Genomic DNA, 25301 nt, shown 5'->3' on the forward strand with positions numbered 1-25301 from the left:
TTACCGTGCGAAGCGGGCTTTGAGTGCCGAAAGGGCAGTCTGAAACACCCCCTGCCCAATGGCGCGCAGCAATTCTGCCTCACGCGCGGGCGGACAGTCGAATTCGGCAGACCAACTGACGAAGGCCTGATCTCCTTCGGTAACGGGTGCTACAGCAAGAGTGGCAATGTAGTTCTCGATCCCCATCGGACTTTCCAGAATCGCATAGACGCAGCTCATGTCATAATCCGAGAGGGCCAAAAGCCGCTCACGGATCACGCCGCCGTCCTTCAACCGAAAATTACGGATGCAGCCCACCTGATCCGCCCGCATGTTCTGCTCGATGCGGCTTTCGGCCACGAATGGCGCCCAGTCGGGAAGGGCATTGAAATTCCGGACCAGGCTCCAGACAGCACCCGCGGGTGCTGCCACAATTGTGGAAACAAAGACCTGCGGCATCAGCGGTCCCGGTCGTCGTCGTCAGGCCGCGAGGTCTTTGCCTTGCCATTGGCCTTGTCCTTGGTGAGGGCTGCGATGTCCTTTGCGTCCCGCAACACCTCCGTCATGCGGCCCAAACCACCGCCTTCGATGCCGATGTCCTTCATCAGCGAGTCGATCATGGGCGCTTGGACGCGGTAACGCAGGGCCGAATCGATCACCTCGTCGGTGACGTTGCGGTTCGAGCCCCCGCCGCCATTGGCGCCGTCCACATGCAAGATGCGGATCCCTTCGATCTTCTCCATTGGCCGCACACTTTCGCGCACGATACCTTCCATCTTGTCCAGCAGCATGTGGCGGTAGCGCGATTGACGGGCGCCCTCTGAAAGGACGTTTTCTGCCTCGGCGATCTGGCGCTGGCCATTGGCCTCAACCTCAAACCTTTCGGCTGCGGCCTTTACCTTGATCTTTTCGGCCTCGGCCTCGCCTTCCGCCGTGATCTTCAAGGCTTCGGCAAAGGATGATGCGGCCTGCTTTTCAGACTCCGCCTTGGAGGTGAGCCGCAGCGCATCGCGTTCTGTTTCGCGCTGAGTGTTGATAATCTCGGTGAGCTTGCGGCGCTCCGCGATCTCACGCTCGCGCGCGGTGAGAGCGCGTTCCTCTGCTTCCACCGCGCGGGCACGGGCCACTTCGGCGTCTACAATCGCCGCGGAACGCTCGGAGGATTTCCGCGCAAGGTCAATCGCCTTCTGGATTTCGGCAATCTCGACATCCTTGTCGCGCTCCACTTCCAGCTGGCGCATCTGCTTGTCACGCATGATGCGGGCTTCCTGAAGGCCACGTTCCGTGGCGATGCGCGCGCGCTCCACCTCTTCGCCCGCGGCGATCTCCGCCTCCTCGAAAGCCTGGCGCTTGGCAATCTGGAGCGATTCCAGCGAGCGTTCGCGCTCCAGGCGGACCTGATCCAGCACGCGATCCTGGGCAATGCGCGCGGTCTCCACCTCCTGGTTGGTGGCGATCTCGGTGCGGCGCTTCTCGGCTTCAGCCCGGGCGAGTTCCACAGACTTACCCGCCACCACGATCTGGCGGTCGAGTTCGGCCACTTCCAGCGTGCGGCGGCGGCGGACCTCAAGCTCGCGCTCTTCGCCTTCACGGCCGATGCGGGCCTTCTCCAATTCGAGTTCGAGGGCGATCTGCTCACGCTCGGTCAGCTCACGCGATTTGAGTTCGGCCTCTTCCAATGCGCGGCGGCGGGCGATCTCGCGGCGCTGCGTATCTTCCTCGTTGCGGATGCGGGCCTCGGTGATGGCACGCTCTTGAGAAAGCCTGGACTTCTCAATCTCCTCCCGTGCGGCGAGCTGGGCCTGCTCCGCCTCGCGATCACGATCAGCGCGTTCCTTCACCAGCTGCGAGCGTTGAATGGCGCGCTGTACTTCGATTTCGCGCTCCTGATCCAGTCTCGCATATTCGCTCTCACGGTCGATCTCGAGTACCTTCTTCTGCGCGTCGAGGTTCTGGGTACGGATATCGACCTGCGTGCGCTGCTCGATTTCATTCCGCATGCGGCGGCGCGCTTCGATCGCATCGGTGAGCTGCGTCAGGCCCTCTGCATCGAAGGTATTGGAGGGATCAAAGAAGGCAAGGCTCGTCTGATCGAGATCGACGATCGCCACGCTTTCGAGCTGGAGGCCATTGCTGGCGACATCCTCTCCTGCAATCTGGCGCACGAGTTCCGCATAGTCCTTGCGGCGCTCATGCATGTCTTCAAGGCTCATCTGGGCGGCAACGGTGCGAAGTGCTGCTGCGAATTTGCCCTCCAACAACTCGCGCATGCCTGCCAGATCGAGTGTCCGGCGGCTGAGTGTCTGAGCGGCGGAGGAGACAGCTTCGCGCGAGGAGCCCACCCGCACGAAAAACTCAGCTTCGACATCGACCCGCATGCGGTTCTTGGTGATGAGGCCGTGGCTCTCGCGGCGGGCAACGTCAATCCGCAACACATTCATGTTGACGGGCGTTGTTTCATGCAGCACGGGGATGACGAAGGCGCCGCCATTCACCACCACTTTTTCGCCGCCAAATCCGGTGCGGACGAAGGCCGTGTCTTTGGTGGAGCGCTGGTAGAGCCAGCGGAGGATATAGACCGCGATGACGATGATGATCGCCGCGATGATGAGCCAGAGGATCAATGCTCCGAGCGCCTGTGCTGCCATGTGACTTGCTCCTGTCAGCCTGCCTCAGCCGAAGCTGATGGCCTTGAATTTCCGTGTCTGTTCGGTGAGTGCCACTTCCGTCGGCAGCCGCTCCATGGAGGAAGCGCCGTAGAAGCCGTGGCAATTTCGTGTGTTATTGAGGATGAAGGCCGCATCCTCAGGCATCGAGACTGGGCCTCCGTGGACGAGCACGATGGCATCGGGCTTGACCTTGAGGGCGGCTTCCGACCATTCGTCAACAAGCGCCGGACAGTCGGCAAGCTTCAGCGCCGTCTTAGAACCAATGGCACCGCCGGTGGTGAGACCCAAATGGCAGACGATGATGTCAGCACCCGCCTCCGCCATGGTTGCGGCTTCGCCTGCGTTGAAGACATAAGGCGTCGTGAGCATGTCTTTCGATCGGGCGAGGCGGATCAGATCCACCTCTTGGCCGTAGGAGTGTCCGGTCTCTTCCAGATTGGCGCGGAAGACGCCATCGATGAGTCCCACCGTGGGGAAGTTCTGGATGCCGGAGAAGCCCACCGCTTTGAGATCATCGAGGAACTTGTCAAAAATGCAGAAAGGATCAGTGCCATTGACGCCCGCGAGCACAGGCGTGTTGCGGGCAACGGGCAGAACCTCGCGCGCCATTTCCATGACGATCTCATTGGCATTGCCATAGGCGAGCAGGCCCGAGAGGGAGCCGCGGCCCGCCATGCGGTAGCGGCCGGAATTGTAAATGACGATCAGGTCTATGCCGCCTGCTTCCTCACATTTGGCGGAAAGGCCGGTGCCGGCACCACCACCGACGATGGGAATGCGGCGGCGCTTCATATCCTGAAACTTTTCGACAAGGGCGGTTCGTTCGAAGCGCGGCACTCAGGCTCTCCTTTCAAGGCGTGGCATGATGCTTGCGAAAGCAGCGAGGGCTGCGTCCACAAACAGAGGGTCGTTGATGTTGGCTTTGACGCGTTCCAGCTTGCGGCGCGGCGTCTGGCGGATGGTGCGTTCGATCGCCTCGAAGAGTGCGGCGTCCGCTTCCGGATCATGGAAGGGCCTGCCCGGCGCATCGAGAAGCGAGACGCCGCCTTCCGGCAGAAGGAAACGCACGGGGCCTTCCATCTGGTTGAGGCGCTCGCCAATCCACTGACCGATCTGGCGGTTCTCGTCACGCGTGGTGCGCATGAGCGTTACATTGGGGTTGTGGATAACGAATTTGCGACTCGCGAATTTGGCCGGCACCGTGTCCCGCGGGCCGAAGTTCACCATGTCAAGCGCGCCCACGGAGCCCACATAGGGAAGCCTAGACCGGATCGCTGCTCCAAATCTGTCTTCCGTGGCGGCAAAGACGCCGCCCACAATGAGGTCCGCCACTTCCGTGGTGGTCACATCCAGCATGGCGGCGAGGAAGCCTGAATCCGCGAGGTTCTCCATCGAGCGTCCGCCAGTGCCTGTGGCATGAAAGACGAGGCAATCATATTCGCCGTCTAGCCGCTTCTGCAAAGCCTGGACCAGGGGCGTGGTGACGCCGAACATGGTCATGCCCACGGTGGGCCTGGCATGGCGGCGCCTTGCCTCGCGCTGTTCGGCGGCGGGAAGGCCCGCGATCATGCCGGCCAGTGCATGGGCGGCATTTCCAAGCACCTGCTCGCTGATGGCATTGATGCCCTGCACGTCGGAAACCGAATACATCATCAGGATATCGGAGGCGCCGACATAGTTGCCGACATCGCCGGAGGCAACGGTCGAAACCATGATCTTCGGAATGCCAATGGGCAGACGGCGCATGCCTGCGGTCGCAAGTGATGTGCCGCCGGAGCCCCCTGCCGAAATGATGCCGCCAATGCCGCGCTCCCGCTCGACCCAGCGCCCGAAGGCTTCTGACATCGCGGCAACCGACTGGCCGCGATCATTGGTGAAGACCGCCGATGATCCGCCACGATGCATGGCTGCGACCTGTAGCGGGCTGACATCCGCGGTTGATGGCTTTCCGCTTGTCGACAGATCGACGGTCTTGACCGTGATGCCCTTGGCGCGCAGCCGGTCACGGATGAAGCGCAGTTCCACACCCTTCGTATCAAAGGTTCCGGCCACAAGTGCGGTGCGGCCGATGCGCTCGCTCAAGGGAATGGCGAAGACCTCTTCCGCAACCGCTTCCCGTGGCTTTACGGCCTGCGGTCTCGCAGCGCTCAGATCCACGCCCCAGCGATTGGGAAGACTGGTGGTGGCACGGAGGAGCTCACCTGCGGAAGCATCTTCACGATGGCGTTCGATGCGGAACACTTCCGCCACGCGGTCAGCAGCTGTGTCCCCCGGCGTTTCATCCGAGGGCGGAACATCATCCTCGCTGTGGCGGCCCACGCCCAAGAGGCGCTGCTGGAGATCTCGGTCCGCGGCCAGGTCTCGCGCGTCCATCATGCGAAGAATGCGGCCGTTGACCATAATGGCCACCTGCTCCGAGACCGCAGTGGCAACACCGATGTTCTGCTCGATCACAAGGATCGACACGTCTTCTTCAGCGGCGAGCCTGATCAGAAGGTCACGCACCTGATCGACAATGACGGGGGCGAGGCCTTCCGTCGGCTCGTCCATGACGAGGAGCCTGGGGTTGGACAAAAGCGCGCGGGAGATGGCCAGCATCTGCTGCTCGCCGCCAGACAGCTGTGCTCCGCCGTTTCGGCGGCGCTCGGCCAGGCGCGGGAAGGTTTGATAGATGCGCTCCAGCGTCCAGCCCCCTTCGGTGCCGTGCATGGCAAGACGCAATGTTTCATCCACGGTCAGGCTGGGCCAGACACGGCGGCCTTGCGGCACATAGGCGAGACCAGCACGGTTGATGAGGTGCGGTGGAAGTCGGGAGATTTCCTTGCCAGCCAGCCGGATGGAGCCGCTGCGCGCCTGCTTCAGGCCGGTGATGGTGTTGCAGAGCGTGGTCTTGCCCATGCCATTCCGGCCGACGACCGAGATGATGCCGCGCTCCAGCGTGAGGGAAACGCCCTGCACGGCATGGGACTCGCCATAATAGACGTGCAAGTCACTGATCTGCAGCGCCGGCCGGGATTTGGGCTCAGCCATGGCCGCCTCCGAGATAGATCGCCTGCACCTGCGGATCGTTCTCGATCGCGTCTGGTGTGCCTTCCTTGAAGATGCGGCCATTGTGCATCATGGTGACGAAGGTCGAGACTTTCAGCGCCACATCGAGATCATGTTCGATGATAATGTAACCGATGTGCGATGGCAGAGCATTGAGAATGGCGACGAGATCACGCCGTTCGGTGGGCGAGAGGCCGGCGGCGGGCTCATCCAGCAGCAGGAAGCGCGGCGCGCCGCCTAACGCCATGGCGAGCTCCAGCTGGCGATGCTCGCCATGGCTCAAGGCGCCCACCTGGCGTTCTGACAATGGGTCAAGATGGACGGCATGGATGATGCGGTCTGCCTGGGCCATGGTCTCATCCCGCAGGCCTGGCCGCACGAGAGAGAAGCGCCCGCGCGAGACGCCACGGCAGGCGAGGAACACGCTTTCGCGCACGCTGAGCCCATGGAACAGCTGCGATATCTGATAGGTGCGGCGGAGGCCACGGCGGATCCGCTCATGCACGGGAAGTCTCGTTACATCCTCACCGAAGAAGCGGATTGCTCCGCTGGTCGGTGGAAAATCGCCAGTGATGGCGTTGAACAGTGTGGTTTTGCCAGCGCCATTGGAGCCCAACACCGCGCGGCGCTCGCCGGCCATCACCTTCATGGCGATGCCGTCAAGCGCCACGAGGGCGCCGAACTGCCGCCCCACGCCTTCGAGGTCCAGCGCGTAGGTGCCGGTCGAAGCAAGACGGGAAGCGGCAGTGGGCTGTGCCATGGATTTACGGGCAGCTCGGGTTATCGCGCCCAACAGCGCCGAGCTTCAGGAAGTCAGCTTCATCGATTCCCAGTGTCTGGTTAACCTGCGGAACGACCTTGACGACTTTATTGTAGAGCTTGCCATCATCACCCTTGCTGACTTCGGTCAGGTAGATGTCGGCAATGGCCTGACGGTTCTTGTCCAGGTTGACCTTGCCCGTCGGCGTGTCAAAGGAGAGCTTTGACAGCGCCTCACGGAACTTGGCCTGATCGCCCGAGACATCACCCTTCACTTCGTCAAGCGCCAGAAGCACCGCCTTGGTGTTGACGTAGTAGCCATGCGCAAAGAGCGATGGCGAGGGGAAGCCATCGGCGAATTGTGCCTTATAATCAGCCACCCACTGCTTCCACTCCGGCGTATCGTTCGTATCCGCAATGGGCCCCGCGGAGGGCATGCCGATGACGAAATCCTTGGTCTTGCCTTCGGAGCCAAGCACCGTCTGGTCTGCTGTGATGGAGCCGCCGATCAGAGGTGCGGTGCCGCCGGCCTGCTGATATTGGGTGAGGAAGTTCACGCCATCGGCACCGCCGAGGGCCACATAGATCGCGTCCACATCTTCCGGGATGGCGGCGATGACGGAGGAGTAGTCCTTGTTGCCGATCGGCACCCAGGATTTTGATGGCACGGTGCCGCCCGCCTTGCAGAACTCCGCCATGAAGCCGAAGACCTGCGTATAAGGGAAGGAATAGTCTTCCGCGACGGTTGCCACCTTTTTGTAGCCCTTGACGTCGTGGGCGTAGGTGCCGAGACCTGCCATCCATTGCGCGCCATCGGTCGAGAAGCGGAAGAAGTTGGGTGCGGGATCGCGCAACGTGGTGTCCTGCGCGGCAGAGGTGCCGTTGACGAAAGTGACGTTGGGCTGGGTCTTGGCATAATCCTTGACGGCCAGGCCCTCATCACCCGAGAGCGGTCCGATCAGGATCTGCACGCCATCCTGCTCAACGAGCTTGCGCGCGGCCTTGACAGCGCTGTCGGGCGAGGCATCGGACGAGCCCTGGATGATCTCGATCTTCATGCCGCCTGCCGTGCCGCCATGCTCTTTCAGCGCCATTTCGAGGCCGCGCATGCCATCCTGGCCCAAAACCGTGAAGGGGCCTTCGAGGGTGGCGAGTGCGCCAACCTTGATCGTTCCCTCTGCCATGGCGAGCGAAGGGGCGACGAGGCCGCTTGCGAGCGCCAGGGCAATCAGCGCCCTGCGATGTATCTTCATTCCAGTCCTCCCATTGATGTTGCTTTTCATTCGCGCCCACGTTGGTTGAGGGGTGAACGCAGAGATTTTGGCGCCAGGTGAGGCTTCAGCCTCTCCCACAGCCCCAGAATCCCATCCGGTGAAACGAAGACGATGACGAGAAAGACCAGGCCGATGAGCGTGTTGAACCGCTCGGCCCCGATGACGTCTATGGCGAAGGTCTTCATCACCACATAGAGTGCGGCACCCAGAAATGGCCCGATCGGATGGCGCAAACCGCCGATGACGGCGATGACCAGAATGCCGATCGACTCCGCCACGCTGATCGTGCCGGGCGAGATGCGGCCGTTGAACCAGACATAAAGGACGCCCGCCACGCCGGCGATGAGGCCCGCCAGAAAATAGGCCATGACCTTGACCGCCGTCACATCATAGCCGATGGCGCGCATACGCCGCTGATTGTCCCGCACCGCCTGGAGGCTAAGGCCGAAGGGTGTTTTCTGGCCATAGAGCACCGCCGCATAGGACAATGCCGCAATGCCGAGGCAGAGATAGTAGAAAGGCAGCGGATCGCGCCAGTAGAGGCCGAAAAGCGTTGGCGGCGCAATGCCACGAAAACCCGCGAAGCCGTTGAAAAGCGCATAGTTCTGGTTGGTGAAATAGTAGAAAGCCGTGGCGATCGCGAGCGTGATCATGATCGTGTAAATGCCGGAGGTCCGCACGGAGATGAGGCCGATCAGGGCGGACGACAGGGCTGCGATCAGCACCGCCACCGGCACGGTGAGCCACCAGGGCCAGCCTAGCCCCATGATGCCGACGCTGTTGACGCCGAAGATGGCCACCATATAACCCGCAATCCCCGCCACGGTAAGCTGTGCGAGGCTGACCATGCCGCCCAAACCCGCCAGCACCATCAGCGACAGCGCCACCATGCCGAGGATCAATATCTGCCCGCCGATCTGGAAGGCGAAGAAGGGAGGCACTACCAGCGGATAGACGATGAGTGCCGCAGCAAGGAGCGCATGCGCGCCGCCCACGCGACGGGCCGCCATCTCGAGCCAGGCTTCCCCGGCAGGTACTTTCTCCGCGAGGCTCATCTTGCGGCCCCCATGAGGCCTTGGGGGCGAACGGCAAGCACCACAACCATGATGACAAAGGTGAGCACGGCGCCATAGGTTGGGAAGTAGACGAGGCCGATCTGCTCTGCGAGGCCCACGAGCAGCGCTCCGATGGCGGCCCCGGTGACCGAGCCCATGCCGCCGACAATGACCACGACAAGAGAGGCGAGCAAATATCGCACATCCTCACCCGGCGCCACCGAGAGGACTGAGCCGCCCACCACGCCCGCAAAGCCCGCCAGGCCGGCGCCGATCGCAAAGACCGCCGCGAAGACGAGCTGCACATTGACGCCCGAGGCCTGCAGCATGCCGCGGTCATCCACGCCGGCGCGGATCATCATGCCGATGCGTGTGCGGTTCAGCACCAGCCAGAGTGCGACGCCAATCACCACGGCGGCCACGAAGACCATGAGCCGGTAGAAGGGATATTTCATGTAGACGAGGTCACCATTGGACTTCACGGCGGTGATGATCGGCGTTGCAATGGCGCCATCCAGCCATTCCGGAATGGCAAACTGGTAGGTGTTGCCGCCCCACACGGCGAGCATAAGATCTGCTGCGACGATTGAGATGCCGATGGTCACCAGCGTCTGGCGGAGATCATTTCCCTCCAGCCTACGAAAGACAAAGACTTGCAGGGCGACGCCGGCGAGCGCCATTGACAGCATTCCCGCGGCGATGCCCAGTATCCAGTAGCCCGTCGCCTGGGCCACCGTGTAACCAATATAGGCACCCAGCAGATAGAGCGAGCCATGCGCAAGGTTCACATTGCGCATCAGCCCGAACACCAGAGTGAAGCCGCTGGCCACGAGGAAATAGAGCCCCGCCACGGTGACGCCGTTGAACACCGCGTTGACGAAAGGCTTCTTGGGGCCGATGGCGGCCACAAGCCATTCGGGCCAAACAGACAGGAACAGCCACAGCAGGAGTGCCAGGGCAAGGAGGCCGAAGAGCCCCCAGCCCTGCCGCGCCGTGAATGCGGGATTGTTTCCTGCCGTGGCCTGACTCATGCCGTGAGCCTGCGCCCTTGGGCAGACATGCGCGGCGCCTTATGGAACTGGCCATCTTTCATGATGGCGAGAAGACGGCTCTTCTCCTGCAGCACGCGGATGTTGGAGATGGGGTCGCCGTCGACCAGGATCATGTCTGCAAGGTAGCCCTGCTTGATCATTCCGAGTTCGTCGCCCATACCCATGATCTCACCACCATATTTGGTGCCGGCAAGGATGGCTTCCATGGGCGAGAAGCCGAGGAGATCGACGAAATACTCGAAATCCTTGGCATTGGTGCCCTGCGGCGTCCAGGCAAAGCCATAGTCGCCGCCGATCAGAACCCGGATGCCGCGGCGGTGCATCTTGCGGCAGGTTTCGACCGCATGTTCGAGTTCGCGCTCATAGGCGAGCGACAGCGAGGAACCGGGCTTGATGCCATAGTCGCCTGCGGCCCGCGCTGTCTGGATGAGCCAGGCGAGACCGGGGGCCACGAAATGCTTGTCCTTGTTCGCCTCCAGCATGTCGAGCGCCTCCTCATCGGCGAAGGAAGCGTGGTAGATGTTTTGGATGCCGTGGCGGACGCATTGCTTGACGGAGCCCGACGAGCGCGCATGTGCCGCCAGCACCAGGTTCCGGGCCTTCGCCTCCTGAACGGCCATTGCCACCTCATCCTCGGCCATGGGCGTCTCTTCGGCTTTCATACCAGTGATCTCTTCGCCCGAAAGGTTGAGCTTGATCGAATCGACGCCGTATTTGATCAGCGTCCGGACGACGCGGCGCACCTCCTCCGGACCCGAGACCACAATGCCGAGATTCAGTCCCTCATGCGGGATGTGGGGCGGAGCCGAATCGCCCAGCCCCCCCACTGTGGTGATCTCGGGTCCCGCAGCCTTGTAGCGGGGGCCGGGGATCATGCCGGAATCGATCGCGTTTCGGATCACCACGTCAAGCCGTGGCTTGGCGGCAGCAGCGCCGCGGCCTGCGGTGAAACCGGAGTCCAGCACAAGTTTCGCCATTTGCGCAGACCAGAGCGTGTGTTCCTCTGGCGGCATACGCTGGATCGGGTCGATCCCCGGCGCATTGTTCCAGGAGAGATGGAGATGCGCATCAATGAGGCCCGGCATAAGGGTAGCTCCCATACCGTCAATCACCGTCTGGCTGCCAGTTCCCATCGCGGACTGGAAGCGGGAAGACCCCTTGGTGACTGAGCGGATGCGGTTTCCCTGCACCAGCACTTCACCCGTATAGGGATAATCTCCCGTTCCATCGATGATGCGGACATTGGTGAACAGCACGTTGCCGGGGCCTTTGCCATTCAGATCGTCGGCCATGTCATCCTCCTTGTGCTCCGGCTCTTTGTGGTCTTGAGCGCCAGCCGGCGGGTTCGGTTATCGAATAAGGCCCCTCAGGAAATCCGAGAGGAGCCGTGTGCTTTCAGCGGGTTTCTCGATCATCGGCCAGTGGCCGCACTGTTCGAGGACCTTGAGCTTCGACGATTTGATTTTGTCCGACATTGCCTGCGCGGCGGTGGGCGGGGCCACCGCGTCTTCGCTGCCGGTCACCAGCAGTGCGGGGCATCGGATAAGGCGGAGATCGGCGGCTGTTGCTGAGGCAAGTGCTTCGCATGTGGCGGCAAATCCTTCTGCATCTTGGCGCATGTGGCTCTCGCGCAAGAAGGCGGTGCTCACCGGATTGTTCGTCTTGCTGGACGAGGAGAGGCCGGCCATGGCGGAGGCATCCGCCACGCCAACCATGCCTTGTTCACGCGCGGTACGGGCGCGGTCTCTGATGCGCTGGCGGGCGGCATCTGCGGGCTGGTGGATGGGGCCGAAGAGCGCGAGGCTGAGGACCATATCAGGCTTCTGCGCGGCGATATGCTGGCAGATGATCGTGCCCATGGAGTGGCCCACAAGATGGGCAGGGTTTGCTCCCAGGCTCCGCATCGCATCGATCAGCGCTTCGCTCAAAAGATCTATGGTGAGCGGCTGATGCGGCAGCGGCGAGCGCCCGGAGCCTGGCAGATCCGGCCTGATCACGCGAAAACCGGACAGGCCGCCCATGAGGGTTTGAAAGCTGTTTGACGTGCCGCCGAGCCCATGGATGAGGACGACGGGGGCTCCTTCCCCGTCAACCTCGGCCTTCAGCCATGTGGTGGCAACCGACGTCACGCGGCGCGCTCCCTGACTTCGTTCTCGAGGATTCCGATGCCGGAAATTTCCACGCGCATCACATCACCTGGCACCAGATAGCGCGGTGGCTTGAAGCCGATGCCAACCCCTGCAGGCGTGCCCGTGGCGATGATATCACCGGGAACGAGAGTGATCCCCTCCGAAATCGTGGCGATCAATGTTGGCACGTCGAAGATCAGTGCCGCCGTGCTCTGGTCCTGGCGGATTTCGCCATTGATCCAGCAGCGCACCTGCGTCGAAGCGAGGTCGATCTCGTCCCGCGTCACAGCCCACGGGCCCATGGGTCCGAATGTGTCCTGCGACTTGCCGATAAGCCACTGGCTGTGCCGGCCCTGTAGATCACGCGCCGTCACGTCGTTGATGATTGTATAGCCCCACACATGATCGAGCGCATCGGCCTTCGTGATGCGGCGCCCACCCTTTCCGATGATGACCGCAAGCTCGGCTTCATAATCGATGGCTGAGGACACACCAGGATCGAGAAACACCGGGGCGCGGTGTGGCACAACGCATTCTGGCAGCTTCGAGAAGATGATGGGATGCTGCGGCACTGTGCCTTGAGCAGCGCTCGAATCAAAGCCGCTCGAGGCAAACTCCTTTGCATGTTCGTGATAGTTCTTTCCGACGCAGAAAATATTCCTCACCGGACGCGGAATCGGCGCCTCAAGCGTGACTTCACCAAGGGGAATGGGATTGAGCAGCGGCGGAAGTTTTGCAAGACCGATGAGCGCGAGGATGCCCCTGTCCGCGGCCTGCTGCGCGAGATCGAAAGGCGCAACAGTCTGGCGTTCCTGGTTGACGACACCAATGCGCCGTTCTCCGCCGATGGCAAATGTCGCCACCTTCATACCAACCTCCCATAATCTTTAAACTATACCAACTCTTCGATTGGTTTATTATGCGAGAAACGGTAACATGGCTTTTGCCACACGACAAGCTAAGTTCTGCACATAAACTATGATTTCATATGTTCATTTTCTGAACCATTTAAGCTGGCTGGTTCCTTTAGAGGAGAATCAACTATACCATGCCCCGGCATCTCGCCCCGCAGATCGCTCAGGATATCGGCGCGCGGATCACCGCCGGCGCTCTGCCCGCCGGCACGCTTCTTCCCAATGAGCGGAGCCTTGCCCAGGAGCACGGCGTGGCGCGCAACACGATCCGCAATGCGCTAGCTTTGCTCGAGCGCGACGGGCTGATCACGCGTCATGTCGGGCGTGGCACAATTGTGAAGGGGCCCGCCAGCACCGAACTTTTGAGCTTGGTCGACAAGATCGCGGGCGCGGCCCCTATCGACATACTGAACCTCAGACTCATCGTTGAGCCACAAGTCACCGCACTTGCAGCCATAAGCTGCAGCGCGGAAGATCTCGCGGGCATCGCCGACGCAAACACCAATATGATGGCCGCACCAGATCATGACAGTTTCGAGCGCTGGGACAATGAAGTACACAGCCGTATCTATGAAGCCGCACGGAATTCCTTCCTGCTGTCGCTGCACCGCATTCTGTCCGTGATCAGGTCACGAACCGCCATGCAGGAGCTTCGGCGGCGGAGCTTCAATGCGTTGAACCGCCAGATTTATTGCGAGCAACACGAGGAGATCATCGATGCGCTGCGCCACCGCGACCGTGCGGCAGCATCGGCAGCGATGCGTACACACCTCGCAACGCGTAAGCGCATCTATTTCGGAGACTAGGATGAGAACCAGAACCGAGCCCTCCGGCAGCGCACGGCTGACAGCGGAAACAGACTCAGACCTTCTGGCCCTGCTGGAACGGATTGCCGGCACGGGACCGCTGGATGTTCAGGCCGTCCGGCTGATGGTCGAGCCCTATGCGGCACAAAGTGCAGCCTCCAACGCGACAGCCGCCGACCTCGAGGCGATCCGCAACACCCATCTGGCCGTGTCAGATGCTGTTGAGATGGAGCTGTTCGAACGGCTGGACGCGGAATTCCACCGGCAGATATTCGCCGCGACACGAAACGACCTGCTCTCCTGCGTTCATGACGTGCTGAAGATCATCCGCGGCCAATCTGCCTGGATCGACATCAAGCGCCGCAGCTTTTCGGAGACCCGCCGGAGGGAATATGCCGCACAGCATGGCTTGATCGTCAATGCGCTCTTTGAACGGAACGCTTCAGCAGCAGCCGAAAGCATGCGAGCGCATCTCAGAACCGTGAGCCACAACCTTTTCGGTGACGAAGGTGAGACCATTCAGCTGAGCAAGAGATCATCCTGAGATATACGGCTCTACCCCTCCCTTACAGCCGGTATATCCGTGTAGCATTGCCATTCAGAATGGCGGCCTGCTCTTGACCAGACACGTGAGACAGTGCTGCGCGATAGGCTGAGACGAGGGCGGGATAATCAGTCCAGATCTTCTCAATGGGAAAGTTGGAGCCGAAGAGGCAGCGCCCGGAGCCGAAGATTTCGATGGTCTCGCCCACCACATCCGCAATGTGGGCTGGATCATTTCCGTGAATGAAGGTTCCGAGGCCGGAGAGCTTGGCGACGATGTTCGGCTGATCAGCCAGCCGGCGCATACCATCCTTCCATCTGGCACGGCCACTCGCTGAGGTATCCTCCAGCATTCCCGCGTGCTGCAAAATGAATGTTGTGCCGTGAAACTGCGAAGCAAGTGATGCTGCATCCGGCATTTGCGGGGTGAACACCTGCAGATCGAAACTCAAGTCATTGTCCTTGAGATAAGCGAAATTCTTCCGGAACAGTGTGCCGTTCATCAGATCAGGCGCAGAGGCGAAGCGGTACATGGGGTTTTCATGCCAGTGAAGCTGCATGCGGACACCGCGCATCGCCGGGAATTGCGCAAGCGCGGCCAGAGTTGCCGGAGCTTCATCCGACAGGAGATCGGCATAGCCGACAATGGCATGGGGCCAACCATGCACATGCGCCACGTCCTGCACCCAGCGCGCCTCTGCAAGTGCCTGATCCCTCGCCCAGTTCACTTGCACATAGACGGATTTCTCCACACCGCAGCCTGTAATGTCCGACATATACTCTGCGATGGGATAGTCACGGCGGATTGACTCATAGGGGCCGAAAATTCGGGGGACCATGGCCCCCTGAAGCCACGGCACGTCGTTCTGCCGCCAAATGTGATGATGAGCGTCAACAATCGGAATCATGTTCCCCTCCCCTTCAACTGCCATTCGCTTGCTGCCCGGCCACGGGGCCCCAGATCGATCCACATGAGTCTTTGCAGGCTACGGTGAAGTGATCGCAGATCGCTCGCCTCCGTCAATGCATCGAGATGCGGCAGAATGGCTGACATCGCTCTGGTGGCCGGAATATAACGCGGATCCCGCGCAAGGGGCGTGAGCCAGACGAGGCGGTGACTGAGTGCCGCGAGCCGTCTGGTTGCTCCGACGATTGAATCTGGCGAACCACACTCCAGCCCATCCGACAGGACCAGTGTCATGGCGCCGCGCACCAGTGCTGCATGGCGCGAGACGTTCAGGAACTCCTCCAAGCTGTCGCCGATGCGCGTTCCGCCATCAAAGCCTGTCACTGCGGCGGAGATCCGCTTCAACGCCTCCTCTCCACTGCGATGGCGGAGTGCCGAGGTTGCCCGTGTAAGCCTGGTGCTGAAGCAGAAAGTTTCAACGCGCGCACCACCTTGCGTCAACGCATGGGCGGTTCGGATGTATATCTCTGACTGTAGCTTCATCGAACCTGAGACATCGATCAGAAGCAGCAGCTTTCGCGGCACGCGGGGACGGTTCAGGAGGCTCAGGCGCAGGGTTTCGCCAAAGGTGCGCCGCGCCGCTGCCGCCGTGCGCGCGATATCTATCCGGGAGCCAGAGGGTGCCGCCTGCCATTGGCGCGTTGCCGAAGAGGGCAGCACCATGCGGCGTATCGCATCGAGAACGGCCCGATCCTCTGTTGACACGCCGGAGAACAGCTTCTGGGCCACTAACTCATCGGCTGATGCGTTCTCGCCGTGGGTATCTCCCTCCTTCAGGTCGAAGGACTGTTCGCTTGGTGATTTGAGGGCTGGCTTCTGGATATCCTCTTCACCTTCGGCCTCGATCTCCAACACGACGTCCTGCATCGAAAACCAGGCATCGTAGACGGCGTCGAAAAGGGGGAAGTCCTCAGCTTTGGAGGTAAGCGTCAAACGCCCGGCGCGACGCAGATCCCGGGACGACAGCAACTCCACGCATGAAACGGCCTTTAAGAACTGTGTGGCGCTTGCTGGATCAACTGCCAATCCTGCCTCCCGCAGGGCCCGCGGAAAGCCGGCCAGACGCTCGATGGCCGCGGCGTTCATTCTGGCAGCCCTCAAATCACGGCAGCAGTGGTGACGGCGCCGAGATCTTCCTGATCCTTGATCAGCAGACCCAAGGATCTTCGCAGCGCTTCCGGCCACTCCGTTCCATGTTCACTCAAGAGCAATGCAGCCCGCGCCCAATCGATACTTTCGGATATTCCCGGCTTCTTCAAGAGTCGCAGACGGCGAATTCCCGACACCGCCTCCACAAGCGCCTTGGCTGCTTCCGTGCCGATGCCAGGGGCATGCCTTTCGATGATGGCCTGCTCACGCGCGGCATCCGGATAATCGATCCAGTGATAGAGGCAGCGGCGGCGGAGCGCATCATGCAATTCACGGGTACGATTCGAGGTCAGGATGGTGATGACCGGTTCAGCCGCCTTTACCGTTCCCAGCTCCGGAATCGACATCTGATAGTCGGACAGGAACTCCAGCAGAAATGCCTCGAAGGCGGCATCCGCGCGATCGATCTCGTCGATCAGCAGGACAGTCTGCCCAGCTTTGCGCAGAGCCTTGAGCAAGGGCATCTCAATCAAGAATTCCGGCCCATAGAGCTCCGACAGAGCAATGTCACCGTGGCGCTCAGCCACCCGCACCTGCAAAAGCTGGCGGGCATGATCCCAATCATAGAGTGACTTGGTCGAATCGAGCCCTTCATAGCACTGCAACCGGACCAGGTTCCGCCCGAGGACCAGTGACAAGGCGCGGGCAACCTCCGTCTTGCCGACGCCGGGAGCGCCTTCGAGAAGCAGAGGTTTGCCAAGTTCGAGAGCGAGGAAGAGCGCGGTCGTCAGATCCTGATCAGCAAAATAGCCTTGCGCAGACAGATGCTCGGCAATCCCCTGCTGGGTGAGAGTCGCCTTCACGTCACCACTGCACGTGCTCGAGACAGACCATGCGCACGCGGTTCTGGCAGTGGGCTGCCGCATCACCGCCCGCCGCCTTGCCGCCATCTGTGCCGAAGGCCTCGCTCATGGCCGCTTCGCTGTCAAACCACATTTCGTTCACCGCATCGAAGGGAAGATCGGCATTTTCCGTGGCGAGGATGTTGACGGTATATTTCCGCATGCCCGGAATTCCCTTCGCGAGCTTGGGATGATCAGTCTCGATCCAGCTCTTGAAATCCGCGAAGCTCATGCCATCCTTCCGCTTCATAAGCGACATTACCTTGATCATGTCAGTCTTCCTTTTCTGTGATGTTATTGTTTTTGTCGCTCGCGCAGGGAGTCAAGTCCGCGCAGGACTTTCTCTGGCGTAATCGGCATGGAGCGCACACGGACCCCGCAGGCGTTGAAGATGGCATTGGCAATGGCCGGTATCGGGGCATTGGCTGTCATTTCACCAATTCCCTTCGCGCCATAGGGGCCATTCGATGCAGGCCTCTCGATAATGACACTTTCCATTTCGGCAATGTCCGCCGGCCCCGGCATCAAATATTCGCCGAAAGTGACGGCGCCGTGGGCGCGATCGGGATAATAGGGCTCGGTTGTCTCATAAAGTGCGTGGCTGATGCCCATCCAGGCGCCGCCCACGATCTGCTGATGGGCGAGCGCGGGGTTCATGGCGCGGCCCACCTCGTAAGCATTGATCATCTTGATGACCGTCACCTCGCCGGTTTCGTCATCAACCTCCACATCGGCAATTGTGCAAGCGTGGGCCTGGCAAGAGTCTGGGTCCATTGCGCCAGTTTCCGGCACCGGTTCGCTCTTGGGCTTGAGGAAGATGCCACGGCCAGCGATAGTCTTACCGTGTTTGAAGTGAGCCGCCAGCGCGAGATCAGGGATGCCGATGCCCTTATCCGGAGCGCCATTGACGTGAATGCGTCCCTTGCCATCGGTGACCAGATCCGCGGCATCGACCTCCAGTTCGGTGGCCGCGACCGACATCATCACCTCGCGCGCTTCGCGGGCCGCCATGATCACCGCATTGCCGATGCGATGGGTGCCGCGGCTGGCAAAGGTGCCCATGCAGTGAGGCCCCGTGTCGGTGTCTGCAGTATCGACCATCACGTTCTCGTAAGGAACGCCCAATGTCTCCGCCGCGATTTGCGCCGCAACCGTCTTGATGCCCTGACCCAGGTCGACACTCGACAGCGTAATCACGAAGCTGCCCGTTGTTGTGGCGTGAATGAGCGCTTGCGACGGATCTCCGCCCAAGTTCATGCCGGTGGGATAATTGACGGCGGCGACACCGCGGCCTCTGAGCTTAGCCATTGCCATTCTCTCTCGATAATGATGTCAGAGCCTGAAGTTCCGGGCGCAGTACAGCGCCGGACTGGTGGGCTGCGGCCTGAAGCACTTCGACCAGCGCAGCACCTTCAACGATCTTGCGATGGGCCTTCATGTCTCCGTCGCGATAGGCGTTGAGGAGGCGAAGCTCGATAGGGTCGATTCCCAGATCGCTGGCAATCTGATCCATCTGCGACTCCAGGGCGAAATCACCGATGGTGACACCGAAACCCCGCATGGCGGATGAAGGCGTGCGATTGGTATAGACACAATAGGCATCTACGTGGACATTGGGGATCGTATAGGGCCCCGGAAAATGGGCAGCGGCCTTGGTTGTTCCGTAGGTCGAGTGCCGGCAATAGGCGCCTGCGTCCACATAGAGGCGGATCTGGCGGGCGATGATGCGGCCATCGTTCATCACGCCATCCTTGATATAGATGCGCTCCGCCGCGCGCGGTGAGGACACCTGCATTTCTTCGGCCCGCGTATAGGCATATTTGACCGGGCGGTTCGTCAGCATGGCGGCAAGCGTTGCAATGGGTTCGACTATCACGTCGACCTTGCCGCCGAAACCGCCGCCCACCGTTCCCCCGATGAGGCGGAGCTTATTGAAAGGTACACCGAGGATGAGAGCCATGTTGTCCAGGGTAAAGTAGAGTGCCTGTGTATTGGAATAGATCGTAAAACGGCCGTTTCCTTCAGGCTTCGCGATGCAGCCGGTGGTTTCCAGCGGCGCATGCTCGATCGGGGCGGATTCATAGGAGTGCTCGATGATCCGGTCCGCGGCCTGAAAGCCTTTCTCGACATCACCGAACCTAATCCGGCGGCAATCATGGCCTTCGTAGACGAAGTAGTTGGTGCCGTGCTTCTTGAAACTCGCATGCTTAGTGTGGAGCGACTCCTCGACATCGAGAACCGCGGGCAGATCCTCATAATCCACCTGGACCCGGCGGGCGCCTTCCGCGGCCGCCTGCGGCGTTTCAGCAATCACAGCGCAGATCTGTTCGCCCATGAAGAGCACGCGGTCTTCCGCCAGGACCGGCTCATCATCAGGACCGACGCCAATAAGTTTGAGAATCGTGTACCAGTTGTTCGGAACATCCTTACTAGTGATGACGCGCACGACACCAGAAACTGCCATGGCGGGGGTAACGTCAAGCTTCCGGATCAGAGCGTGATGGCGAGTGGACCGGACCATCTTCAGGTGCAGCATTCCCGGCAGGTTCATATCTTCATAGAATTGCGTGCGGCCGGTCACATGGCCGCGTCCATCAGCGCGCTGGACGGTGGTGCCAACGACATTGAGCTGCTCCGAACGCTCTTTGACAAAATAGTGCTTGTCGATCTTTTCCATCGCGTGTCCCTATGCCGCTTTGCTGGAGGAGGCAGACTGAATGCCGGCAGCATCCAGCGCGGCGTCGATGATCGACGTGTAACCGGTACAACGGCACACATTGCCCGAGATGGCTTCAATGACATCCTCCCGGGAAGGAGCGGGGTTCAGGTCGAGGAGGCCTTTCACTGCCATCATCATACCGCTGGTGCAGAAGCCGCACTGGGTGGCAAATCCATCGAGAAAAGCCTGCTGCAAGGGGTGAAGGCCGCTGCCCGGTGCAAGGCCTTCCACGGTTTCGACCCTGGCGCCGTTGATGGTTTCAATGGGGATGATGCAGGAAAGAACTACTTGCCCATCCACCAGAACAGTGCAGGCGCCGCAGCCGCCCTGATCACAGCCGCGCTTGGTTGCAGTGTAGTTCAACGTATCCCTGAGGGCGTTGAGGAGTGTGGTTCCGGGCTGCACCAGCATGTCCTGGGAGCGGCCATTGAGTTCTATCGAGACTCGTGAATTGATGGTCATTGTCCGTTCCTCCTCATTCGCCCAGGATTGCGCGGCGGATGTGAACCGGCGTCACCCTGGCGCGGTACCAAGCACTCGCAACGGCATCGTCCACTGGCTCGATGTCGGATGCGGCAGCTTCCGCCGCTGCCATGACTGATTGGGCGTTAAGCTCCCTTCCTTCGAGAAGTTGCTCAACATGTGGCGCACGCGACGGCCGCGCGACGACGGCGCCCAGCGCAATGCGGCAGTCCTTCACCCGCCCATTCACGATCGGCACCACCGCAGCGACGGTCACGATTGAGGGAGTGTTGAGCGCGCGCCGGCCCGCCTTGCGATATTTGAAGGATCCAGGTTCCGGCAATGCGAAGGAGACTTCGGTGACGACTTCACCCGGCTTTAAGCCGCGCTGCACCAGAAGGTTTACGGCCTCCACCCTCTTGGATGCACCCATGGCAATAGTTGCAGTCGCGTCCAGTGCCACGAGGCAAACCGCAAGATCACCTGCGGGCCTTTGCACGAAGAGGTTTCCGCCCACTGTTGCCATGTTGCGAATAGCGGGCGATCCGAAACTATCGATCGCACCCTTGAGGAACGAGAGCTTCTCTTGCTTTGCAAGGGCAGAAATGGGCGTGCAGGCACCGATGGTGACGATGCCATTCTTGCTGACAGTGACCTCATTCAGCGCGAGTTGCCTGAGGCTGACCAGCGTTTCGATGTCATGATCGCCGGAGTTGATCATCGGCATCACTGTGGTGCCGCCGCCCATGACGAGAGGACTGGGTGATCGTGCCACGGTTTCCGCGATGTCCGATATTCGCGAGGGTGAAACAACAGCCTGCAGCATCATTATCTCCCATCCCTACATTCTTCACTTTTTTTATTGATTATCGATAATTGATAAACCTTCTGTCAAGTGGTAAAGCTTGAAAATCGATGTTGCGGCTGCGAAAGCGTTCTACAAATCGAAGCGGAATCAACTGAGTTGGCCTGATGGAAGACATTGAGATTGGCGGCGCTCCGCTCCGAACCGGTGGTGAGCAAGAAGCCCAAACGAAAGCTGGGCTCTTCAACGCGCCATTGCGGCAGAAACTGAAGGACGCGCTGCTGCGGCGCATTCTGAGTGGCAGTTACAAGCCAGGCGAGCGGCTGACGGAACTGCGAATTGCGGAGGAATTCGGCACGAGCCAGGGGCCGGTGCGCGAAGCATTGCGTGATCTTGAGAGTACCGGGCTGGTTGTGACACGCCCGCGCCGCGGAAGCTATGTGGCTGAAGGTTTGCGCAAGGGCCTCCGCGAAATTTATGCCGTGCGCGGCGCACTGGAAGAACAAGCAACGCGTCTCGCCACCGCCAATGGCAGATGCGACTTGCAGGCGCTGCAGGAGGCCACGGACGCGATGCGCGAGGCCGCCCTCCGGTTCGATCTTGCCGCTATCGCGGACCATAGCGTCGCCTTCCACCGGGCGATATTGGAGGCTGCCGGCAATCAGCTTCTCACCAATATCTGGCTGTCGCTCCATATTGAAACGCGCACCACGATCACTCTTCTCGCTGAAGGTATCGACCTCATGCACATTGCAGAGAGCCACCAGCCAATCATCGATGCGATTGCCTCGGGCGATGCAGAACGCGCAGCGAAGGTTGCCAGAGAACATCAGGACTATTTCGAGCGACTCCCCACTCCCGCATAGGGCCGAAAGAAAACGGCCACCTTCTGCGGTGGCCGTTTCATGGTGTTTGTCCGCGTTACTTGCTGGCGAGGTAATCGACCGGGATTGCTTCCGAAATCGTCCACTCATCCACCACATGGGCCTTTCCGTTCTCTACCTCGGTGATGAGGTAGCGGCCCTTATTCTGATGATGAAGTTCGGCGGTAAAGGTGCGGGGGCCGAAGAGCGTCGGCTCGTCCTTCATCTTCTCCAATTCCGCAACGACTGCATCAGCGTCCGTGGACTTCGCGCGCTCCACGGCCTTTGCCCACACATCGATCATCACATAGCCAGGATAGACATACTGGCTGGACGGATCACCACCGGTCACCGCCTTGTACTTGGCGTTGAACTCATTGACCTTGGGGTTCGGATCATCGCCATGGACGGAGCCCTGATCCGGCACATAGAAGTTCGTGAGATCAGGCGTGGCCGAGAGCCAATAGCTGCCCGACATGCCGGAGCCGTTGAGGATCATCGACTTGATGCCCGCAGCGCGCAGCTGCTTCACAGCGGAAACACCGCCCGGCATCATGGTGCAGAGCATGATGGCGTCCGGTTCCTGCGGCAAGCTCTTGATGCGGGTGATCTGTGCTGCGATCGAGGCATCATCGTTCTTGAAGGTGTCTTCGCCCACAAGCTTCGCATCCTTCAGTTTCGGCAGCATGTAGTCGAAACCGTCACAGATACCCTTGTTGTATTCAGTCCAGGTATCAAGCAGGCGGTAGAAGTTGCGCGCGTTCTTCTTGGTATAGGCCCATTCGGCCATGGTCGCTCCCTGAACGGCTGCGAGCACTGAGGCCGAGAAGGAGTGCGGGCCCACGCCCTGGATGCCGGCCTTGATCGACTCGGCGCAGAGGAAGAAGGAGACCTTGCCCGCGCCTTCCGCAGCAAGTGCCGCCGGAGCCCCAAAGTCATAATCGCAGGAGACGACCACGAGGTCCGCACCCTTGTCGAGCACTTCGAGGCCAGCCTTTGCACCTTCGGCACGGTCCGTCTTGGTATCCGCCGCGACGATCTCAATCTGCTTGCCCAAGAGGCCGCCGGCCTTGTTGATCTCGTCAATGCGGATGCGGGCTGCATCTTCCGCCGGTTTGTCATAAGCCTGCATGAAGCCAGACTGCGCCGTGGCGAAGCCAACCACGATCTTGTCATCGTCGGCCATGGCGATGGGCGCGGCCAGCATCATGGCGCCGATTGCGGCGCCCAACCCTAATTGCAAGTAACTCTTCACGACGTCCTCCTTGTTTAGGTTTCTGAAGTCTTCCCATCCACGGGCGCCGGGGTGCGGCCACCTGCGGAAAGCTTTTTTGATGGCCAGACGAGCTCACGGTTGCCGGTGAGGCCGGAGGGCCGGTACATTAAAATCACGATCATCACCACGCCGATGGCGATTTCCTGCACGCCCAGCGGCAAGGCGAAGGTGCTGCCGCCGAGATCGATGCCCTTCTCCATCCAGCGCAGCAGCTGGATGATGATGGAGAGAATGACCACGCCCAGAACAGCGCCCGAAAGCGAGTTCATGCCGCCCACAACCAGCATGGAGAGCGTGATGAAGGTGAGGCCAAGATAGAATGTGTCGGGCGTCACCACGCCCACCGAATGCGCGAACATGGCGCCACCCAGGCCCATGATGGCGCCCGAAATGGTGAAGGCGATGACCCGCTCGCGCGGAATATCGACGCCAGACGCCGCCGCTGCCGTCGCCTCATCGCGCGCGGCGCGGAGCGCCAGTCCAGAGCGCGAGATCGCATGCATATAGGCCACCAGCACAACGATGACCGCGCAGAGGAAATAGGGCCACACCACGCGCACGATGGGAATGCCGACAACCGAGCTTTGCGCACCCGTGACACTGTCCCAGTTGGAATAGACCTGAATGATGACGGCCAGCACCGCGAAGGTGGCAATCGACGCCGCAATGCCAGAAAGGCGCATCAACACCCTGCCGACGATATAGGCAGCAATGCCGCCGAAGATGGTGGCGGCCAGGAGGCCCCAGCCATAATGGAGCTTGGCGTTGAGGATGATGTCCGGAAGGCCTTTCAGCTTCGACTTTTTGATGGCGGGCAACATGGTGAGCCAGGCCGTCATATAGGCGCCGAGGCATGTAAAACCGATCTGGCCGAAGCTGATGACGCCGGAATTGCCGATAAACACATAGAGCCCGACCACCAGCACCACGCGGATGAAGATTTCGATGATGGTCTGGTTGAAGGGGCTGGACCCAGCCAGCGCCGCCGCCAGCAAGAGTGCCACGAGAATGGCCAGCAGGATCATCGGCGTGGTCCATGTGCGCGCAAGGATCGACGGGCGGTTGGCCATATGCCTAGACCCTCTGCTTTACGGCTTTGGACGAGAACAGGCCATTGGGCCGCCAGATGAGCATGGCAATCACCGCGGCATAGACGAAGGCATCGCGGAAGGGCCGCGCATCGGGCGGCAGAAACACCTGCATGATGACGGTGGCAGCACCGATGAGATAGCCCGCCAGTACCGCGCCCGGCAGGCTGCCCAAGCCGCCGATGACGGTGGCGACGAAGGCCACCAGCATGAGGTTAGCGCCCATGTTGATATCAACCGTGCCCGTCTGCGTGACGAGGATGAGGCCGATGGCGGCGGCCAGCATGCCGCTGACTGCGAAGGCCAGCATGATGACGCGATTGGCCCTCACCCCCAGCATGCGGGCCATGGTGAAATTCTCCGCCGCCGCGCGCATTTCAAGCCCATAGCGCGTGCGCTTCAGGAAAGCCGTCAAGGCGATGAGGATGACGATGGTGACGATGATGGTGATGACCTGCAGCGGCGGAATGCGGGCGCCGAAAATTTCCACCTGCTGGGTGAGGTTCGACCACAGGTCGATGGACTTGGGCCGGCTTGAATAGAGCATCAGCAGGAAATAACGGATGACGAAGCCCAGCGCGAAGGAGGCGATCATCATCGTAGCGGGATTGGCGTTGCGGAAGCGGCGGAACACCAGGATTTCAGACAGCACCGACAGCCCAGCGCCGATGGCCAGGATCAGCGGCACCAGAATGATGGTGGGGAGCTGCCCCGCAAACACAATCGCCGCCGCATCAATCGATGGCCACAGCAGTGCAAAGACGCAGAAGGAAAGGTAGTCGCCATGCGCGAAGTTGACGAGGCGCATGACGCCGAAGATCAAGGCGATGCCGAGTGCGCCCAGCGCATAGAGACTGCCGAGGCTCAGCGCATCAAACAGGATCTGGAGCACTGCCGTCATC

25 protein-coding genes are annotated in these 25301 nt (G+C 60.7%); 3 read left to right on the plus strand and 22 right to left on the minus strand.

Annotation, left to right across the window (positions count from 1 at the left end; translation table 11 throughout):
- From ACO06F_RS05570 to ACO06F_RS05620, 11 genes are read right to left on the minus strand one after another with little or no spacing between them, the layout of a single operon-like run.
- A complete protein-coding gene (locus tag ACO06F_RS05570; protein WP_421695694.1) occupies positions 1–438 on the minus strand; it encodes an SRPBCC family protein in 438 nt (145 codons plus the stop codon).
- Positions 438–2627 carry a flotillin domain-containing protein gene (locus ACO06F_RS05575; RefSeq protein ID WP_421695695.1) on the minus strand — a complete coding sequence of 730 codons (2190 nt, stop codon included), beginning with the start codon at positions 2625–2627 and terminating at the stop codon, positions 438–440. The genes ACO06F_RS05570 and ACO06F_RS05575 overlap by 1 nt, the downstream gene beginning before the upstream one ends.
- A 24-nt stretch (positions 2628–2651) precedes the next feature.
- The gene (locus tag ACO06F_RS05580) at positions 2652–3485 is read right to left on the minus strand and encodes a phosphoenolpyruvate hydrolase family protein (RefSeq protein ID WP_421695696.1); all 834 of its coding nucleotides are present in this window, start codon (positions 3483–3485) and stop codon (positions 2652–2654) included.
- Entirely contained in the window at positions 3486–5678 is a 2193-nt protein-coding gene (locus tag ACO06F_RS05585; protein WP_421695697.1) for an ABC transporter permease, read from the minus strand. It abuts the gene before it with no gap.
- A complete protein-coding gene (locus tag ACO06F_RS05590) occupies positions 5671–6456 on the minus strand; it encodes an ABC transporter ATP-binding protein (protein WP_421695698.1) in 786 nt (261 codons plus the stop codon). The genes ACO06F_RS05585 and ACO06F_RS05590 overlap by 8 nt, the downstream gene beginning before the upstream one ends.
- Before the next feature lie 4 nt (positions 6457–6460).
- Positions 6461–7708: an ABC transporter substrate-binding protein gene (locus ACO06F_RS05595; protein ID WP_421695699.1), complete on the minus strand. Its 1248-nt coding sequence runs from the start codon at positions 7706–7708 to the stop codon at positions 6461–6463.
- Between the two features lie 26 nt (positions 7709–7734).
- Positions 7735–8784 carry a branched-chain amino acid ABC transporter permease gene (locus ACO06F_RS05600; RefSeq protein ID WP_421695700.1) on the minus strand — a complete coding sequence of 350 codons (1050 nt, stop codon included), beginning with the start codon at positions 8782–8784 and terminating at the stop codon, positions 7735–7737.
- Positions 8781–9815 carry a branched-chain amino acid ABC transporter permease gene (locus tag ACO06F_RS05605; RefSeq protein ID WP_421695701.1) on the minus strand — a complete coding sequence of 345 codons (1035 nt, stop codon included), beginning with the start codon at positions 9813–9815 and terminating at the stop codon, positions 8781–8783. Before ACO06F_RS05605 ends, ACO06F_RS05600 begins: the two co-directional genes overlap by 4 nt.
- A complete protein-coding gene (locus ACO06F_RS05610) occupies positions 9812–11128 on the minus strand; it encodes an amidohydrolase family protein (protein ID WP_421695702.1) in 1317 nt (438 codons plus the stop codon). Before ACO06F_RS05610 ends, ACO06F_RS05605 begins: the two co-directional genes overlap by 4 nt.
- Positions 11129–11185: 57 nt before the next feature.
- Complete coding sequence (locus tag ACO06F_RS05615; RefSeq protein WP_421695703.1) at positions 11186–11965, minus strand: alpha/beta fold hydrolase; 780 nt, start codon at positions 11963–11965, stop codon at positions 11186–11188.
- On the minus strand, positions 11962–12834 hold the full coding sequence (locus ACO06F_RS05620; protein ID WP_421695704.1) for a fumarylacetoacetate hydrolase family protein: 873 nt from the start codon (positions 12832–12834) through the stop codon (positions 11962–11964). Before ACO06F_RS05620 ends, ACO06F_RS05615 begins: the two co-directional genes overlap by 4 nt.
- Before the next feature lie 179 nt (positions 12835–13013).
- On the opposite strand from ACO06F_RS05620, the gene ACO06F_RS05625 reads away from it, so the two are divergent.
- Both ACO06F_RS05625 and ACO06F_RS05630 read left to right on the plus strand, forming a co-directional pair.
- Positions 13014–13685: a FadR/GntR family transcriptional regulator gene (locus tag ACO06F_RS05625; RefSeq protein WP_421695705.1), complete on the plus strand. Its 672-nt coding sequence runs from the start codon at positions 13014–13016 to the stop codon at positions 13683–13685.
- Position 13686: 1 nt separating this feature from the next.
- On the plus strand, positions 13687–14229 hold the full coding sequence (locus ACO06F_RS05630; RefSeq protein ID WP_421695706.1) for a FadR/GntR family transcriptional regulator: 543 nt from the start codon (positions 13687–13689) through the stop codon (positions 14227–14229).
- 22 nt (positions 14230–14251) lie between these two features.
- On the opposite strand, the gene ACO06F_RS05635 is transcribed toward ACO06F_RS05630, so the two are convergent.
- Genes ACO06F_RS05635 through ACO06F_RS05670 form a run of 8 tightly spaced genes read right to left on the minus strand, consistent with a single transcriptional unit; the run spans position 14252 to position 21196 of the window.
- Positions 14252–15136, minus strand: coding sequence for an amidohydrolase family protein (locus ACO06F_RS05635; protein ID WP_421695707.1), 885 nt, complete (start codon positions 15134–15136; stop codon positions 14252–14254).
- Entirely contained in the window at positions 15133–16281 is a 1149-nt protein-coding gene (locus ACO06F_RS05640; RefSeq protein ID WP_421695708.1) for a vWA domain-containing protein, read from the minus strand. The genes ACO06F_RS05635 and ACO06F_RS05640 overlap by 4 nt, the downstream gene beginning before the upstream one ends.
- Positions 16282–16292: 11 nt before the next feature.
- Positions 16293–17147 (minus strand): AAA family ATPase, encoded by an 855-nt coding sequence (locus ACO06F_RS05645; RefSeq protein WP_421695709.1) that lies wholly within the window; start codon positions 17145–17147, stop codon positions 16293–16295.
- A gap of 1 nt (position 17148) precedes the next feature.
- The gene (locus ACO06F_RS05650; protein WP_421695710.1) at positions 17149–17457 is read right to left on the minus strand and encodes an EthD family reductase; all 309 of its coding nucleotides are present in this window, start codon (positions 17455–17457) and stop codon (positions 17149–17151) included.
- A 23-nt stretch (positions 17458–17480) separates the two neighbouring features.
- Positions 17481–18494: a xanthine dehydrogenase family protein molybdopterin-binding subunit gene (locus ACO06F_RS05655; protein ID WP_421695711.1), complete on the minus strand. Its 1014-nt coding sequence runs from the start codon at positions 18492–18494 to the stop codon at positions 17481–17483.
- Complete coding sequence (locus ACO06F_RS05660; RefSeq protein ID WP_421695712.1) at positions 18487–19863, minus strand: xanthine dehydrogenase family protein molybdopterin-binding subunit; 1377 nt, start codon at positions 19861–19863, stop codon at positions 18487–18489. Before ACO06F_RS05660 ends, ACO06F_RS05655 begins: the two co-directional genes overlap by 8 nt.
- Positions 19864–19872: 9 nt before the next feature.
- Positions 19873–20367, minus strand: a complete 495-nt coding sequence (locus tag ACO06F_RS05665) for a (2Fe-2S)-binding protein (RefSeq protein ID WP_421695713.1) — start codon at positions 20365–20367, stop codon at positions 19873–19875.
- 13 nt (positions 20368–20380) lie between these two features.
- A complete protein-coding gene (locus ACO06F_RS05670) occupies positions 20381–21196 on the minus strand; it encodes an FAD binding domain-containing protein (RefSeq protein ID WP_421695714.1) in 816 nt (271 codons plus the stop codon).
- 143 nt (positions 21197–21339) lie between these two features.
- Here ACO06F_RS05670 and ACO06F_RS05675 point away from each other — a divergent pair, with 143 nt between their 5' ends.
- Positions 21340–22038, plus strand: a complete 699-nt coding sequence (locus tag ACO06F_RS05675; protein WP_421695715.1) for a GntR family transcriptional regulator — start codon at positions 21340–21342, stop codon at positions 22036–22038.
- Positions 22039–22093: 55 nt separating this feature from the next.
- On the opposite strand, the gene ACO06F_RS05680 is transcribed toward ACO06F_RS05675, so the two are convergent.
- From ACO06F_RS05680 to ACO06F_RS05690, 3 genes are read right to left on the minus strand one after another with little or no spacing between them, the layout of a single operon-like run.
- Entirely contained in the window at positions 22094–23290 is a 1197-nt protein-coding gene (locus ACO06F_RS05680; protein WP_421695716.1) for an ABC transporter substrate-binding protein, read from the minus strand.
- A 14-nt stretch (positions 23291–23304) separates the two neighbouring features.
- Positions 23305–24381 carry a branched-chain amino acid ABC transporter permease gene (locus ACO06F_RS05685; protein WP_421695717.1) on the minus strand — a complete coding sequence of 359 codons (1077 nt, stop codon included), beginning with the start codon at positions 24379–24381 and terminating at the stop codon, positions 23305–23307.
- 4 nt (positions 24382–24385) lie between these two features.
- The gene (locus tag ACO06F_RS05690) at positions 24386–25300 is read right to left on the minus strand and encodes a branched-chain amino acid ABC transporter permease (protein ID WP_421695718.1); all 915 of its coding nucleotides are present in this window, start codon (positions 25298–25300) and stop codon (positions 24386–24388) included.
- Between the last annotated feature and the right edge of the window lies 1 nt (position 25301).

The sequence above is a fragment of the Aestuariivirga sp. genome (assembly GCF_965227715.1).
GTDB lineage: Bacteria > Pseudomonadota > Alphaproteobacteria > Rhizobiales > Aestuariivirgaceae > Aestuariivirga.

Coding starts and splice junctions, on each gene's coding strand:
- ACO06F_RS05600 (WP_421695700.1), bottom strand. CDS start 8,784: ATGAGCCTCGCGGAGAAAGTACCTGCCGGGGAAGCCTGGCTCGAGATG.
- ACO06F_RS05685 (WP_421695717.1), bottom strand. CDS start 24,381: ATGGCCAACCGCCCGTCGATCCTTGCGCGCACATGGACCACGCCGATG.
- ACO06F_RS05610 (WP_421695702.1), bottom strand. CDS start 11,128: ATGGCCGACGATCTGAATGGCAAAGGCCCCGGCAACGTGCTGTTCACC.
- ACO06F_RS05570 (WP_421695694.1), bottom strand. CDS start 438: ATGCCGCAGGTCTTTGTTTCCACAATTGTGGCAGCACCCGCGGGTGCT.
- ACO06F_RS05655 (WP_421695711.1), bottom strand. CDS start 18,494: ATGGCTAAGCTCAGAGGCCGCGGTGTCGCCGCCGTCAATTATCCCACC.
- ACO06F_RS05675 (WP_421695715.1), top strand. CDS start 21,340: ATGGAAGACATTGAGATTGGCGGCGCTCCGCTCCGAACCGGTGGTGAG.
- ACO06F_RS05665 (WP_421695713.1), bottom strand. CDS start 20,367: ATGACCATCAATTCACGAGTCTCGATAGAACTCAATGGCCGCTCCCAG.
- ACO06F_RS05575 (WP_421695695.1), bottom strand. CDS start 2,627: ATGGCAGCACAGGCGCTCGGAGCATTGATCCTCTGGCTCATCATCGCG.
- ACO06F_RS05670 (WP_421695714.1), bottom strand. CDS start 21,196: ATGATGCTGCAGGCTGTTGTTTCACCCTCGCGAATATCGGACATCGCG.
- ACO06F_RS05585 (WP_421695697.1), bottom strand. CDS start 5,678: ATGGCTGAGCCCAAATCCCGGCCGGCGCTGCAGATCAGTGACTTGCAC.
- ACO06F_RS05660 (WP_421695712.1), bottom strand. CDS start 19,863: ATGGAAAAGATCGACAAGCACTATTTTGTCAAAGAGCGTTCGGAGCAG.
- ACO06F_RS05605 (WP_421695701.1), bottom strand. CDS start 9,815: ATGAGTCAGGCCACGGCAGGAAACAATCCCGCATTCACGGCGCGGCAG.
- ACO06F_RS05635 (WP_421695707.1), bottom strand. CDS start 15,136: ATGATTCCGATTGTTGACGCTCATCATCACATTTGGCGGCAGAACGAC.
- ACO06F_RS05620 (WP_421695704.1), bottom strand. CDS start 12,834: ATGAAGGTGGCGACATTTGCCATCGGCGGAGAACGGCGCATTGGTGTC.
- ACO06F_RS05690 (WP_421695718.1), bottom strand. CDS start 25,300: ATGACGGCAGTGCTCCAGATCCTGTTTGATGCGCTGAGCCTCGGCAGT.
- ACO06F_RS05640 (WP_421695708.1), bottom strand. CDS start 16,281: ATGAACGCCGCGGCCATCGAGCGTCTGGCCGGCTTTCCGCGGGCCCTG.
- ACO06F_RS05650 (WP_421695710.1), bottom strand. CDS start 17,457: ATGATCAAGGTAATGTCGCTTATGAAGCGGAAGGATGGCATGAGCTTC.
- ACO06F_RS05590 (WP_421695698.1), bottom strand. CDS start 6,456: ATGGCACAGCCCACTGCCGCTTCCCGTCTTGCTTCGACCGGCACCTAC.
- ACO06F_RS05595 (WP_421695699.1), bottom strand. CDS start 7,708: ATGAAGATACATCGCAGGGCGCTGATTGCCCTGGCGCTCGCAAGCGGC.
- ACO06F_RS05625 (WP_421695705.1), top strand. CDS start 13,014: ATGCCCCGGCATCTCGCCCCGCAGATCGCTCAGGATATCGGCGCGCGG.
- ACO06F_RS05630 (WP_421695706.1), top strand. CDS start 13,687: ATGAGAACCAGAACCGAGCCCTCCGGCAGCGCACGGCTGACAGCGGAA.